This is a genomic window from Pseudofrankia sp. EUN1h (genome assembly GCF_001854645.1).
Lineage (GTDB): Bacteria > Actinomycetota > Actinomycetes > Frankiales > Frankiaceae > Pseudofrankia > Pseudofrankia saprophytica.
On sequence record NZ_MBLN01000081.1, the window covers coordinates 1 to 13,223 of the forward strand.

Genomic DNA, 13,223 nt, shown 5'->3' on the forward strand with positions numbered 1-13,223 from the left:
GATCGGCCAACCCCCCGCCAGCCACACCGGCGCCGTGTATTCGGTGGCGTTCACGGCCGACGGACACATCCTCGCCACCGGCGGCGGGGACCGCACGGCGCTGCTCTGGCAGATGTACTGATCTGAAATCGAGCGCGCCGTCTCGCGAACATGTGACCTGGTCTAAACCCACGCCACCGCCAGCCACGACAAGACGGTACGGCCATGGCGGACGTACCGAGTAGTCATGGCATGCCTTCCTATATGCGAGACGTCCGGCGGTGTGCCGCTTCGCACTGCGCTGCCGCTCACCCATCGTGTCGGTCTCGACCTCGGCCAACAACGCCTTGATCCCAGAAAGCAGCTTCGCCCTGGCCGTTGCCGTGTTCAACTCCTTTGACGAATCCTGATGCGACACCAACATCACCCGCTGCGCCTGGCAATGCGCGATTCACTCGATAGACCGCGCCGTGATCCGGTTGGTTCGGTCCAGCCTCCAGAACCCGACCGCGGTGGCCTGGTCGGCGTCGATCGCCGTGTTCAGCGCGTGCCAGCCTTTGCGGTTGCGGGCGGCCGAGGCGCTGCCGGAGTCGTTGTCGACGTACTCACCGATGATCGTCCAACAGCCCGCGACGTCGAGCTTGCGCGTCAGGTCGATCCGCTGCCGCTCGATCGCATCCCGCCCATCACGGTGATACCGCGACAACCRCAGATACAGCCAGATAGGCCGAGTACCCGGCCGGTTCGGCGCCCGGCGATGAGCCACGGCGCCGTGGGCAGTCTGTTCTGTACGCCGGTCGAAGCATCGGGGCTTGAGAGGGGACTTCATGGTGATCGTCGCGGGACAGATCTTCGTCGACCCTGCCGAGCGAGAGCACTACCTCGCCGGCTGCGTCGACGCCATCGAGCAGGCACGACAGGCGCCGGGCTGTCTTGACTACGCCCTGAGCGCCGACCTGATCGACGCGACACGGATCAACATCTTCGAGCGTTGGGAGACTCTGGAAGCCGTCCAGGCCTTCCGCGGCAGCGGCCCGAGCGAGGAGYAGGGCGCCGCCATGCTCGCGGCATCTGTGGCCGAGTACGACGTTGCGAATGTTCGCTCACTGACCTGACAGGCGCACGCTACGACGTTCTGGTTGCGTAGGGGACGCAGGCCGCCGATGCCGAGGCTGTGGGCTTACCGAGAAGGTAGCCCTGGCCGTAGGGGATGCCGGCTGTGATCGCGGCTTTGCGTTCGGCGGTGGTTTCGATGCCTTSTGCGATGACCGTTCCGCCGATTTCCTCGGTCAGTCGGACCAGACCGACGGCGATCGTGCGGCGGGCCGGGTCGTGATCCATGCCGCGGATGATGACGTAGTCGACCTTGATGATGTCTGGCCGCAGTTGTAGGAGTTGATCCAGGCCGGAGTATCCGGCACCCGTGTCGTCGACGGCGATGCGCACTCCGTGATCACGTAGGCACCCGACCGCAGCTAGGAAGCCGGGGCAGGCGACGCAGTTCTCGTGTTCGGTGATTTCCACGACGAGGCGGCCGCGATCGGGCAGGGAGCAGACGACCCCAGGCAGCCCCTCGACAACCACGCTGGGAGAGGCGTTGACCGCGAGCGTCACCTCCGCGGGAAGCTCCGGCAGCACCCGTAGGGCTCGGTGGATCGCGGCCATCTCCAGGTTGGTGCCCAGGTCGACCACCTTGGCGGCGGCGAACCAGTCCTCGGTGTTGCAGGGCCGGTCATCGCACTGGACGGGAAAACGCGACAGCGCCTCTACCCCGACCACGGCGCCGGTCGCCAACCGGACGATCGGCTGGAATACGACCGTCGGACCGCCGGCATCGAGGACCGCGCAGACCGCCCGCGACACTCGGCTTCTCGCCTCCCACACGCGCTTCAGGTCGATGACCTCGTCGCGCAGGAACTCAACCGCGAGGACCATGAATGCGCGATCGCGTTCGTGTAGTCGAGGGCGCGGTTGGTGGGCGAGGCAGCTGAGCAGCCCATAAGGCTGACCATCGGCGTCAAGCGTGCGTATCGTGATGTAAGAGCCGATTCCAAGCTCCTCAGCGATCCGCGATATTGCGTCGCTGACATAACGGGTGTCTCCGGAAATGGTGTCCCCTGTTTGTGACTCGCTGCGAACCTCCTCGCCGAGATCGAGAGTCACGCCGGGTGCTAAGCCGAAACTGACACCATCTCCACTGACGACCTGGATCACGAGCAGATCGCCCTCCCACATGCCGAGCAGCACCACGTCCATGTGCATATGGCGGCGAACCACGTCAAGGAGGACTGACACACTTTTGTCCGGTTCCAGCACCGTCACAGGCGGCCCGAAGGCCGTTTTTGGCATCATTACCCCCAAAGGCGTACCTCGGAGCACGCCGCAGCTCTACCAAACGCGTGCCCCGAGCTGGCACCGCCAACCGAACGCGAGCCCATAAAAAAGGATGAAAGTCCCCTTCGGACGGGCATCGCCAGCCGAGCCGGTCCACCCGAACATCCACCCGACCCCGCCAGATCGGCCCACCTCGCGACCCGCGCGGATCTCGGCCCCGTGCAGACGCTTGGTCGTTCTCGCAGCTCACCTTGACCACGAACGGCCGGCGAGGCGGTGATCAGCCAGCCTCAGGCCCCGGGGCGTCCGTCAGCGGGGGCGAGGACGGAGGCGGGGGTGGCACCAGGGCCCACGCCTGGTGCTTCGCGTCCCGGCCGTCGCCGGAGGAGCGGCCGGTGAGGCGTCGCGCCACCCAGGGGCGGACGTGGCGCCAGTAGTAGCCGGCGTCGGCGAGACGGCCGGATCGGGTCAGTGCGCCGTCGGCCGGCAGCGACTCGGGCACCTCGACGCCGAGGGCGGCCAGGACGAGGCGCGCGGCCCGGTGGTGACCGAGCGAGTTGAGATGAAGCCGGTCCTCGGACCAGTAGCGCGCCTCGCGGATCTCCGTGTCGGCGAAGACGTTGACGAACAGCGCGCCGCGGGCGCGGGCGATCTCGGCGGCCGCGTCGGTCAGCTCGGCGGCGCGCCGGTGCAGCGTCCGGCCGAAGGGGAGCCGGTTGGACGGGTCGGCGCCGGCGAGCACGACCGGCGTGACGCCCGCCTCCAGGCACCGGTCGACGGCCTCGGCGGTCAGGGCGCTCAGGCGGGCGACGTCGGCGCCGGGGCGCATCATGTCGTTTCCGCCGCCGTTGAGCGTCAGGATCGTCGGAGCCGGGTCGAGGGCGAGGGCGGCGTCGAGCTGCCCGTGGACGATCGGTTCGAGCAGCCGGCCGCGGATGGCGAGGTTCGCGTACCAGACCTGCGCCGGGTGGTGGTGCGCGGCGAGCCCGGCCGCCACGAGATCGGCCCAGCCGCGAGGACCGCCGTCGTCCAGCTCGTCGCCGACGCCCTCGGTGAAGCTGTCCCCGATCGCGACGTAGCGCACAGTCGCCTCCTCCGTCCGGTGCGCCGACGGCGCGGCCGGACGCCCTCGGGGGACCGTCGCCCGACGGCTGTCTCCCGACACGCACCGTGGCCGATACGCCTGAATGCCCAGCTCATCCGTTCTCGTATGTCATGATGCCCCGGTGGCACTGACGGGCCGCAACGGGGGTAAAAAGAATATGATCTTTGGAAAATGCGTGGTCTGCGGGGAACGCCCGGAGCCCGCTCGCCGGCTGGCCGTCTCCTTGCCGGAGGGTCGGCCGGGAGTGGTGTGCGGTCATCACGACCCGGAGGCGTCGGGCTTCCGCGAGGACCTGTTCTACTGCTTGTTCCGCTTCCATGGCCTGGCGATCGGTGACGCGCAGAGCGCGGCGGCCGCGGAGACGATCGCCGGGCTGGTCGCCGAGGCACTCATCGAGGAGGGCCCCGCCACCGGGTCTCGATCCCGCTCGGGCCGCCTGCCTCGGGTGACGCCGCTGAAGGGCGCGGGCACGGCATCCTGCACAGCGCCGCCCCGCCGGCCCGGACGTCCACTTCACTCATTCTGTGGGCGCTCGTGAACGGCCGGGCAGCCAGCTCGGGTGAGCCGGGCGGCGGAGCTCGGGGCCGGGCGGCGGAGCTCGGCCCCGGACCGGTGGCTGTCACCCGAGAACGCGTCCGCGCAACCGCGGTCGACGGGTGGCCCATGAGATCGACATCGCCGGCCCAGACTTCGCGCGTCGTCCGCCTACTGGTGTAGCACTGGTTGGTGCAGCCTCTCTCGGTCGTCATCGTCCACCGCGACCAGCCGGAAAGACTCGTCGACACGATCGACGCGTTCCGCGCGCAGGACATTCCTGTCACGATCACGATCGTCGACAACGGGTCAGTCGTCGTCCCTCCGGTGGAGGCAGCCGACGTCGCGGTCGTGCTCGCCGGCGGCAACCTGGGGTTCGGCCCGGCGGCCAACGTGGGCTACCGCGCGTTCCTCGCCGACAAGGACGCGGGCGAGTGGGTGGTGCTCGCGCCGCACGACGCGCTTCCCGAGCCCACCTGCCTGAGCCACATGCTGGGCGTGCTCGCGCAGCGGCCACGAGCAGGGTTGGCGTGCGCCGACGTCGGCGACGGGATGACGCCGGTCATCGACCCCTACTTCGGCGGGATCCTCGTGCCCGCCAGCGTCGACGACGGCTGGGAGACGGTCGGCCACCCGCACGGCACGTTGATGCTCGCCCGGCGCGCCTGCCTCGACGAGGTCGGGATCTTCGACGAGCGCTACTTCGCCTACTGCGAGGAGGCCGACCTCGCGCTGCGGGCGAAGGCGGCCGGCTGGGAGTCCGGACTCGTGCGGGGCGCGATGGTCAAGAACCCGTACGTCGGCTCGGCCTCCGCGGCCATCGACTACCTGCAGCTTCGCAACACCCTGCTGCTCGTTCGGGAGCACTCCGGCCGCTACCACGCGTTCATTCGTTTCTGTGTCGCGTTGTGGCACCTCTCGTCGGGGGTGGTCGTGCCGGCCAGGCGCGGCCCGTACTGGAATCTCGAAGGACGCCTGCGCGGGCTTCTCGACTTTCTCCGTGGACGTCTCGGCCCGCCGCCGCCCCACCTGCTCGTCAAGCGCTGACGTCACCCCGTACCGACGTCGTCCTGCGCCGCCCTCCTCCGCGGGATATGCCACCGCCTCCTCGTGGAAATCCCGCGGATATGAGGAGACGTCAGAGGAATGGCCACTCCCCCAACGGTCCGTCTATCTCGACTGGACTCGCCCAACGGCGTGACTTGGCGGCGAAACCGGCGGCGGGCACGCCTGCCACCCGGACATGCTGGTCGTGGACCTTTGTCCTGATTTGACGGCGGGGAAGCGGGACCGGGATGGCGCGTTGGCGCAAGCGGCGGGGGCCCGGTGGGGACGGACCGACCCTGGGCGAGGAGTCGGCCGGCCGGGCCGGCAGGCATGCCGTCGCCAGCCGGCGGGCAGCCGAGCCACCGCCTGGCCGGGGGCGGCGGCGGGCCCGGATCCTGACCGGCGCCGGCGTGGCCGTCGTGCTGGTGGCCGCGGGAACGGTCACGCTCACCGCCACGCCGGCCGGCGACCGGGCACGCGGCTGGGCCTGCCACACCTTCCACCGGGGCTGCGCCACCCCGTACACCGTCACGATCCAGACCGACTCGGACCAGATGGTGCTGGGCGCGGCTCGCACCCCGCGCGTCGCGAGCTATGTGCTCGGCGACGACGCGGGTGTGCCGCCGGCGCCGCCGGGGGGCCGGGACGACTGCTACGGCCGGGCCGCCTGGGCCGCGTCGCTCGGCGCCGTGCCGGCCGACACCACGCCGGTCCAGCTGGGCCTCACGGCGGGCGCCGACGAGACCGTCCAGGTGGTCGGGTTCACCCCGCACATCGACGGCCTGTCCAAGGACCCCAGGCAGGGCCTCCTGCTCACCTGCTCCGGGCCGCCCGGCCTGGCGGGGCCGGTGACCAGCATCGACCTCGACCTGGTCCTGGCGGCCGCCGGAGCCCGCGTGGTCGTGCCCGCGCCCGCCGGGCCGGCGAGCGTGCTGGCCCCGGGCACGAGCGGCTCGTTCCTGCTCGCCGTGACGACCGCGACCTGCGACTGCCGCTGGCGCGTCGAGGTCGAGCTCCAGGTGGGCGACGAGCGGCGGGTGGTCACCGTCGGCCCGGACGGCGCCCGCGAGGGGACCGCCGCCGAGAACCCGAGCCAGCGCTCCTTCGAGACCAGTGCCTCGTCGCTGGCACGCCCCGCCCGCTACGTCCAGGGAAAATGGCAGTGAGCTGGTAAGGCAATGAGCGGACGACCGAGACCACCGGAGGCGGCGTGACGGCCAGGGACCACCGCGGCGAGGCAGGGACAGGCGGCGACCGGAACGATCCCGGGAGCCGGGACGCCGGCACCTTCGCCGGCGGGGTGGCCTCGGACGTGCGGCACGCCGGGGTCCGCGCCGGCGTGCGCCGCCTCGGCCAGCTGCTCGGCGAGTCGCTGACCCGGCACGAGGGCGCCGACCTGCTGGAGCTCGTCGAACGGGTCCGCGCGCTCGCCCGCGGCGACGACGACGATCGCGACGAGCTGCACCGGGTGCTCGCCGACGTCGACCACCCGACGGCGATCGTGCTGGCGCGGGCGTTCACCGCGTACTTCCAGCTCGCCAACATCACCGAGCAGCTGCACCGGGCCCGCGAGCTGGCCGACCGCCCTCGCGGCGCGCTCGAGGAGACGGGCGACCGGATCGCCGCCGCGGTGGCCGCGGGCCAGCTCGACCCGGAGCTGCCCGCCCAGGTGGTGGACCGGCTCGAGCTGCGCCCGGTGTTCACCGCGCACCCGACCGAGGCGAGCCGCCGGTCGGTGCTCGACGTGCTGCGCGGGATCGCCGAGCTGCTCGACGCCGCCGACGACCCCCGGGCGCACCCGTCCCGGCGCGCGGTGGTCGACCGCCGGCTCGCCGAGGCGGTCGACGTGCTCTGGCAGACCGACGAGATCCGGGTGGAGCGCCCGAAGCCCACCGATGAGGCCCGCTCCGCCGCCTACTACCTGACCTCGATCGCCACCGACGTGCTGCCCGACCTGCTGGAGGAGCTGGACGGGGCGCTGTCCCCCGTCGGGGCCGGGCTGCCCATCACCGCGCGGCCGCTGCGGTTCGGCTCGTGGGCCGGCGGCGACCGGGACGGCAACCCGAACGTCACCCCGGCCGTGACCCTCGACGTGCTCACGCTGCAGCACGAGTTCGGTATCCGGGTGCTGCTCGGCACGGTCGACGGTCTCATCAAGGATCTGACCGCCTCGACGCTGGTCGTCGGGGTCGGCGACGAGCTGCTGGCCAGCCTCGACGCCGACCGGGCCGCCCATCCCGAGGTGTACGACCGGTTCATCCGGCTCAACGCCGCGGAGCCGTACCGGTTGAAGTGCAGCTACATCCGCGCCCGGCTGACGGCGACCCGCGACCGGCTGGCCACCGGCGGGGCGCACACTCCCGGCCGCGACTACCTCAGCCCGCGCGAGCTGCTCGACGACCTGACCATGATGCACCGGTCGCTGGCGCAGAACCGGGGCGAGCTGGTCGCCGACGGGCCGCTGCGGCGCGCGATCCGGGTGGCGGCGGCGGTCGGGATGTCGCTCGCGACGCTCGACATCCGCGAGCACGCCGAGCGCCACCACGCCGCGCTGGGCGCGCTCTACGATCGGCTGGGCGAGCTGGAGCGCCCGTACGCCGAGCTCGACCGCGCCGAGCGGATCGCGCTGCTGTCGCGCGAGCTGGCGGGACGCCGGCCGCTGTCCGGCGCGGCGGCGTACGTCCTGGCGGCGCCCGTCCTGGCCGACCCGACGGGCGCGGGCGTGCTGGAGTTGTTCAGCACGATCCGCGTCGCGCTGGACCGGTTCGGCGGGGACGTCATCGAGAGCTACATCGTGTCGATGACCCGCGACGTCGACGACATCCTCGCCGTCGTCGTGCTCGCCCGGGAGGCCGGCCTCGTCGAGATCGGCCCGGGCACCGCCCCGGACGGCGTGAGCGCGCGGGCGCGGATCGGGTTCGTGCCGCTGTTCGAGACGGTCGCCGAGCTGCGCGCCGCCGGGCGCCTGCTCGACGGGATGCTCGCCGATCCGTCCTACCGGGCGGTGGTCGCCGCGCGCGGCAACCTCCAGGAGATCATGCTCGGCTACTCCGACTCGTCCAAGGACGCCGGCATCACCGCGTCCCAGTGGGAGATCCACCGGGCGCAGCGGGAGCTGCGCGACGTCGCCCGCCGGCACGGCGTCGTGCTGCGGCTGTTCCACGGCCGCGGCGGCTCCGTCGGCCGCGGCGGCGGGCCGACCGGCGAGGCGATCCTCGCCCAGCCGTTCGGCACCCTCGACGGCCCGATCAAGGTGACCGAGCAGGGCGAGGTGATCTCGGACAAGTACACGCTCCCCCAGCTGGCCCGGCACAATCTGGAGATCGCGCTGGCCGCCGTGCTGGAGGCGTCGATCCTGCACCGCGAGTCCCGGCAGCCCGCGAACGTGCTGGCCGAGTGGGACCGGACGATGGAGGCGGTCGCCGAGTCCGCGCGCGGCGCCTACCGGAGCCTGGTGGCCGACCCTTCCCTGGTGCCGTTCTTCCTGGCGGCGACGCCGGTCGACGAACTTGGCAACCTCAACATCGGCTCCCGGCCGTCGCGGCGGCCCGGCGGCGCCGGCGGCCTCGACGACCTGCGTGCGATCCCGTGGGTGTTCGGCTGGACCCAGTCGAGGATCATCCTGCCCGGCTGGTTCGGGGTCGGAACCGGGCTGGCCGCCGCCCGGGCGGCGGGCGCGGGCGAAACGCTCGCCGAGATGTACCGGTCGTGGCACTTCTTCCGCACGTTCCTGTCCAACGTCTCGATGACGCTCGCGAAGACCGACCTGCGCATCGCGGCCGACTACGTCGGCACGCTCGTCCCGCCCGAGCAGGCCGGCCTGTTCGAGGTGATCCGCGCCGAGCACGAGCGGACCGTCACCGAGGTGCTCGCCGTCACCGGCACGTCGACGCTGCTGGAGCACACGCCGGTGCTCCAGCAGACGCTGGAGGTGCGCGACCTGTACCTCGCCCCGCTGCACGCCCTGCAGGTATCCCTGCTCGCCCGCTCCCGCGCCGACGCGCAGGCCGATCCGGCCGGCGAGATCGACCCGCGCCTGCGCCGGGCACTGCTGCTGACCATCAACGGCATCGCCGCGGGCCTGCGCAACACGGGCTGACCCCGGACCTGGCCCACGCCGCCTTGGGAGTCAGCCCGCCAGGGCGGTGGCGAGGCGGTCGAGGGCGGCGGTGAAGTCCGGCGCGGCCAGGTGGCCGAAGCCGACGCGGAAGACCCGGTCCGGCTCACCGAACCACGAGCCGGGGGCGACCCGGGTGTCGAGCGCGGCGAGCCGGGCATGGAAGCCGGCGACCGCGTCGTCGGGGAACCGGTCGGCGGCCAGGCGAAGGCAGCACAGGGCGCCCCCGTCCGGCCGGACCAGCTCGACGGGCTGGTCCGCCGCCCAGGCGGCCAGCTCGGCAAGCGCCTGTTCCAGCCGCGCGGAGCGCGGCGCGAGGACCTCGGCGCGGTGCTGCAGCAGCTGGACGGCGAGGAGCTCGTCGACCGTCGGGCAGGCGATCGTGCTGACGAACCGCGCCGCCCGCAGCCGCGCGGCCAGCTCGACGTCGGTCGTCGTCAACCAGCCGATCCGCAGGCCGGGCGCGCCGTGCGCCTTCGACAGCGACGCGCAGGTGACGACCCGCGGCGAGCGGGCGGCGGCGGACGGCGGGACGGGCGCACCGCCGTAGGTGGACGCGTGGTAGGTCTCGTCGACGAGGACGACCGCGCCGGGCGCGCGGTCCCCGGTCAGGGCGAGCAGCGCCCGCAGCTCCTCGTCGGTGAGCCGGACGCCGGACGGGTTCTGCGGCGATGCCACCGACACCAGCCGGGTCGACGGGTCGAGCGCGGCGGCAAGCGCGTCGAGCGGGAGGCGGTAGCCGTCGTCGAAGGATGACTGGACGACGTCCACCCGGGCGCCCAGGCCTTCCGGCACGCTCCGCGCCGGCGGGAAGCAGGGGGTGACGACGACGGCCCGGTCGCCCGGCCCGCACACAGCCTGAGCGAGGAGGAACATCGCCTCGATCGCGCCGACGGTCACCAGCACCTCGTCGGCGTCGATCCCCGCGTCCTCGGCGATCAGCCGGCGCAGCTCGTCGTCGCCGCGGGAGGTGCCGTAGCCGAGGACCACGTCCTTCAACCCGGCCGGGTCGACGAGTTCGCCGACGGTCAGGGGCGGGCAGGTGCTCTCGCCGAGGTCGTACCGCACCGGGCGGTCGATCAGGGCGGCCATGGCGCTGGGCGCGAACGTCGTCATGGCATTCATCGTCCGAGCGGCGACGGCCGCCGGGCAGAGCCAATCCCGCTAGATTGGTTCGGCGATGGAGCCAATGGGGTGGGTGGACCGGCTCGGCCGGTGGTCGTCGGGTCGGGGTCCGCTGTACGTGCTGCTCGCGGCGCGGCTGCGGGTGCTGATCGACGACGGTGACCTTCCGCCAGGCTCGCCGCTCCCCGCGGACCGCGCGCTCGCGTCGGCGCTCGCCGTCGGCCGCGGCACGGTCGTCGCCGCCTACGACCAGCTCGTCGTCGAGGGCCGCATCACCCGCCGCCGGGGCAGCGGCACCCGCGTCGCCGGGGACCCGGGCGCCCTGCCCAGGGCGACCACGATGACACCGGGGTTCCTGCACCTGCTCGAACCGAAGGACGGCGTGCTGCTGCTGGCGTGCGCCGCGCCCGACGCACCGCCCGCCGAGCTGGTCGACGCGTACACCCGGGCCGTGCCGAGGCTCGCCGCCATCGCCGGCGACATCGGATACCACCCGATGGGCCACCCGGCGCTGCGCTACGCCGTCGCCGAGCGGTACCGACGGCGCGGCGTGCCGACCGCGACCGACCAGGTCCTCGTCACCACCGGCGGGCAGCAGGCGCTGTCGCTGCTGGCCCGGGCACTGCTACGGCCGGGCGACCGGGTCCTGGTCGAGACGCCGACCTACTACGGCGCGCTGGAGGCGTTCCGCGAGGAGGGCGCCGTGGCGCGCGGGCTGCCGGTCGGGCTGGACGGGTTCGCGGCGGCGGCCGCCGAGCACCGCCCCGCCGTCGCCTACGTGATCGCCTCCTTCCACAACCCCACCGGCGCCGTCCTGCCCGCGCTGCGGCGCGAGCGCCTCGTCCGGACCGCCACCGCGGCGGGTGTCGTCCTCATCGACGACGAGACCCTCGTCGACCTCGGCTTCCCCGCCGCGGGCGACCCGCCGCCGCCACTCGCCGCCCACGGCGACGCGGTGGTCACCGTCGGGTCGCTGAGCAAGGCCGTGTGGGGCGGTCTGCGGGTCGGCTGGGTGCGCGCCCCGGCGCCGCTCGTCGCCCGGCTCGGTCGGCTGCGCGCGGTGCACGACCTCGGTGGCAACGTCCTCGCCCAGCTCGCCGCCGCCGACCTGCTGGGCGGTCTCGACACCTTCGGACGCCGCGAGTCCGCCCGCCGCCAGGCCCGCCACGACCACCTGCGCGCCGAGCTGGCCCGCCACCTCCCCGACTGGCACGCGCCCGCGGTGCCCGGCGGGCAGACGCTGTGGGTCCGGCTCCCCCACGGCGACGGCACCTCGTTCGCCCAGACTGCGCTGCGGCACGGAGTCGCGGTGCTCCCCGGGACGGGCCTCGACGCGGGCGGAGGCAGCCACGACCACCTGCGCCTGCACTTCCTCGCGCCGCCGGACGACCTCGCCGAGGCCGTCCGGCGCCTGGCCGCCGCCTGGCGTGGCTACGGCCCGGCGCCGCACCGGACGGCCTCCACGCCGACGCTGGCGATCTGACGGCAAGGACCTCAGCCGGCTCATCCTGCCKGGCCCGACGGCGAGGCTTGACCACGCGAGGGCTCAAGCTCAATATCGACTTCGGAATCAATCTTGGGGCTGAACGCCGTGTCCAGGGTCCGGAGGGTACGCAGTGCCCGCCGTCTGAAGGAGATGGACGACGCATGCCGAAGGTAGAGATCCCGCCGAACCCAATGGCCYGCCGCCGACAGCCGTGGCGTGCGTCGGTCGGCGTCCGCTTAGGCACCGCGGCCCTGGCCGCGAGCCTGCTGGCCGTGCTGGCGGCGTGCGGGGACGACGGCGGTGGCTCGGGCGCGTCCTCGACGGGCTCGCCCGCCGCCGGGCTGCTGGGGCCGTCGAACCCCGCGAAGGGCGCCCCGGTCCGGATCKGGCTGGTCTCGGATGACAAGGGCCCCGTCTCGGACCTCGCCATCGAGACCGCCGTGGCGAAGGCCACCGTCGCCTACCTGAACGCCCACAAGGGCGGGATCTCCGGCCACCCGATCGAGCTGGTGACCTGCAAGGCCCTGGCCGACCCGGCGACGGGTACCGACTGCGGCAACCAGATGGTCGAGAAGGACGTGGCCGCCGTCCTCGTCGGCACGTCCTCGGTGGTCGACAGCATCTGGAAGCCCCTGCACGAGGCGCACGTTCCGATCTGGCTCAGCTACGGCGCCGGGGACACGCTGAAGGACACCGACTCGACGTTCGCCCTCACCGACCTCGCCTACACCGCGAAGGCCGCGCTGCAGCAGGCCAAGGACACCGGCGCGTCGAAGGTCACCGCGCTCGCGATCGACGTGCCCATCACGATGACGATCTGGCGGACCGTCGCGCCGCCGCTCTACCAGCGGGCTGGCATCGACCTCGACGTCGTCCCCGTTCCCCCCGGCACCGCGGACATGACGCCGCAGATCCAGAGCATGATCTCGCGCGGTGATCCCGGCGTCGTCCACGTCATCGGCAACGACGCGTTCTGCATCAGCGCCTTCAACGGCCTGCAGGCGGTCGGGTTCAAGGGAACGGTCTTTCCGCACCCGAACTGCATGTCGGACAAGACCCGCACGGCCATACCGGGTGGCTTCCTGAAGGGCCTGGTCGTTCCCGCGACGGCTCCGGTCGGCATCGACAGCCCCTCGACCCAGCTGTACGAGGCGGTCGTGGCCGAGTACGGCAGTAAGGACATCGACACCGACAGGGTGCCCGGTCTGTCGATGTTCACCCAGGTCACCGCCTTCCAGCTGGCGACCGACGGTATCTCCGGCGACATCACCCCCACCTCGATCGTCGCCGCGATCCGGGCGATGCCCGAGAAGGACCTTCCCGGTGCGGCCGGCCTGCGGTTCCGCTGCAACGGAAAGGCCATCACCGGCGAGCCGGCGGTCTGCGTCCGCGGCTGGCTGACCACGACCCTCGACGACAAGGGCCGCCCAGGCCCGTACAAGCCGGTCGGCGTCACGCCCATCGAAAGCTGAGCGCCCGGTTTCGCGCGCGATCCG

12 protein-coding genes are annotated in these 13,223 nt (G+C 72.5%); 8 read left to right on the forward strand and 4 right to left on the reverse strand.

Annotation, left to right across the window (positions count from 1 at the left end; all coding sequences use genetic code 11):
* Position 1: 1 nt before the first annotated feature.
* Positions 2 to 121, forward strand: a complete 120-nt coding sequence (locus BCD49_RS46225; protein ID WP_335341729.1) for a WD40 repeat domain-containing protein — start codon at positions 2 to 4, stop codon at positions 119 to 121.
* A 309-nt stretch (positions 122 to 430) separates the two neighbouring features.
* Here BCD49_RS46225 and BCD49_RS44400 read toward each other — a convergent pair whose 3' ends face one another.
* The gene (locus BCD49_RS44400; RefSeq protein WP_027140633.1) at positions 431 to 685 is read right to left on the reverse strand and encodes a recombinase family protein; all 255 of its coding nucleotides are present in this window, start codon (positions 683 to 685) and stop codon (positions 431 to 433) included.
* Between the two features lie 121 nt (positions 686 to 806).
* On the opposite strand from BCD49_RS44400, the gene BCD49_RS32430 reads away from it, so the two are divergent.
* Positions 807 to 1,094 (forward strand): putative quinol monooxygenase, encoded by a 288-nt coding sequence (locus BCD49_RS32430; protein WP_071042270.1) that lies wholly within the window; start codon positions 807 to 809, stop codon positions 1,092 to 1,094.
* Positions 1,095 to 1,104: 10 nt separating this feature from the next.
* Here the strand turns inward: BCD49_RS32430 and BCD49_RS32435 are convergent, their stop codons facing one another.
* Both BCD49_RS32435 and BCD49_RS32440 read right to left on the reverse strand, forming a co-directional pair.
* Positions 1,105 to 2,301, reverse strand: a complete 1,197-nt coding sequence (locus tag BCD49_RS32435) for an EAL domain-containing protein (RefSeq protein WP_335341728.1) — start codon at positions 2,299 to 2,301, stop codon at positions 1,105 to 1,107.
* A gap of 292 nt (positions 2,302 to 2,593) precedes the next feature.
* Complete coding sequence (locus tag BCD49_RS32440) at positions 2,594 to 3,397, reverse strand: SGNH/GDSL hydrolase family protein (protein WP_007517416.1); 804 nt, start codon at positions 3,395 to 3,397, stop codon at positions 2,594 to 2,596.
* 196 nt (positions 3,398 to 3,593) lie between these two features.
* Here BCD49_RS32440 and BCD49_RS32445 point away from each other — a divergent pair, with 196 nt between their 5' ends.
* The 4 genes from BCD49_RS32445 (at position 3,594) to ppc (ending at position 9,098) form a co-directional block, all read left to right on the forward strand.
* On the forward strand, positions 3,594 to 3,956 hold the full coding sequence (locus tag BCD49_RS32445) for a hypothetical protein (RefSeq protein WP_131803603.1): 363 nt from the start codon (positions 3,594 to 3,596) through the stop codon (positions 3,954 to 3,956).
* 188 nt (positions 3,957 to 4,144) lie between these two features.
* Positions 4,145 to 4,999 carry a glycosyltransferase gene (locus BCD49_RS32450; RefSeq protein ID WP_007517418.1) on the forward strand — a complete coding sequence of 285 codons (855 nt, stop codon included), beginning with the start codon at positions 4,145 to 4,147 and terminating at the stop codon, positions 4,997 to 4,999.
* A gap of 248 nt (positions 5,000 to 5,247) precedes the next feature.
* A complete protein-coding gene (locus tag BCD49_RS32455; protein ID WP_007517419.1) occupies positions 5,248 to 6,165 on the forward strand; it encodes a hypothetical protein in 918 nt (305 codons plus the stop codon).
* Positions 6,166 to 6,209: 44 nt separating this feature from the next.
* Positions 6,210 to 9,098: a phosphoenolpyruvate carboxylase gene (ppc, locus tag BCD49_RS32460; protein WP_007517420.1), complete on the forward strand. Its 2,889-nt coding sequence runs from the start codon at positions 6,210 to 6,212 to the stop codon at positions 9,096 to 9,098.
* Positions 9,099 to 9,128: 30 nt separating this feature from the next.
* Here the strand turns inward: ppc and BCD49_RS32465 are convergent, their stop codons facing one another.
* Complete coding sequence (locus BCD49_RS32465; protein ID WP_007517421.1) at positions 9,129 to 10,232, reverse strand: pyridoxal phosphate-dependent aminotransferase; 1,104 nt, start codon at positions 10,230 to 10,232, stop codon at positions 9,129 to 9,131.
* Between the two features lie 64 nt (positions 10,233 to 10,296).
* Here BCD49_RS32465 and yczR point away from each other — a divergent pair, with 64 nt between their 5' ends.
* Positions 10,297 to 11,724: an aminotransferase-like domain-containing protein gene (yczR, locus tag BCD49_RS32470; protein WP_007517422.1), complete on the forward strand. Its 1,428-nt coding sequence runs from the start codon at positions 10,297 to 10,299 to the stop codon at positions 11,722 to 11,724.
* Positions 11,725 to 11,888: 164 nt separating this feature from the next.
* On the forward strand, positions 11,889 to 13,199 hold the full coding sequence (locus BCD49_RS32475; protein WP_071042272.1) for an ABC transporter substrate-binding protein: 1,311 nt from the start codon (positions 11,889 to 11,891) through the stop codon (positions 13,197 to 13,199).
* The last annotated feature ends 24 nt before the right edge of the window (positions 13,200 to 13,223 follow it).

What these genes read in the sequence shown, in the direction of transcription:
- BCD49_RS32455 (WP_007517419.1), top strand. Translation starts at nt 5,248, where the DNA reads ATGGCGCGTTGGCGCAAGCGGCGGGGGCCCGGTGGGGACGGACCGACC.
- BCD49_RS32465 (WP_007517421.1), bottom strand. Translation starts at nt 10,232, where the DNA reads ATGACGACGTTCGCGCCCAGCGCCATGGCCGCCCTGATCGACCGCCCG.
- yczR (WP_007517422.1), top strand. Translation starts at nt 10,297, where the DNA reads ATGGAGCCAATGGGGTGGGTGGACCGGCTCGGCCGGTGGTCGTCGGGT.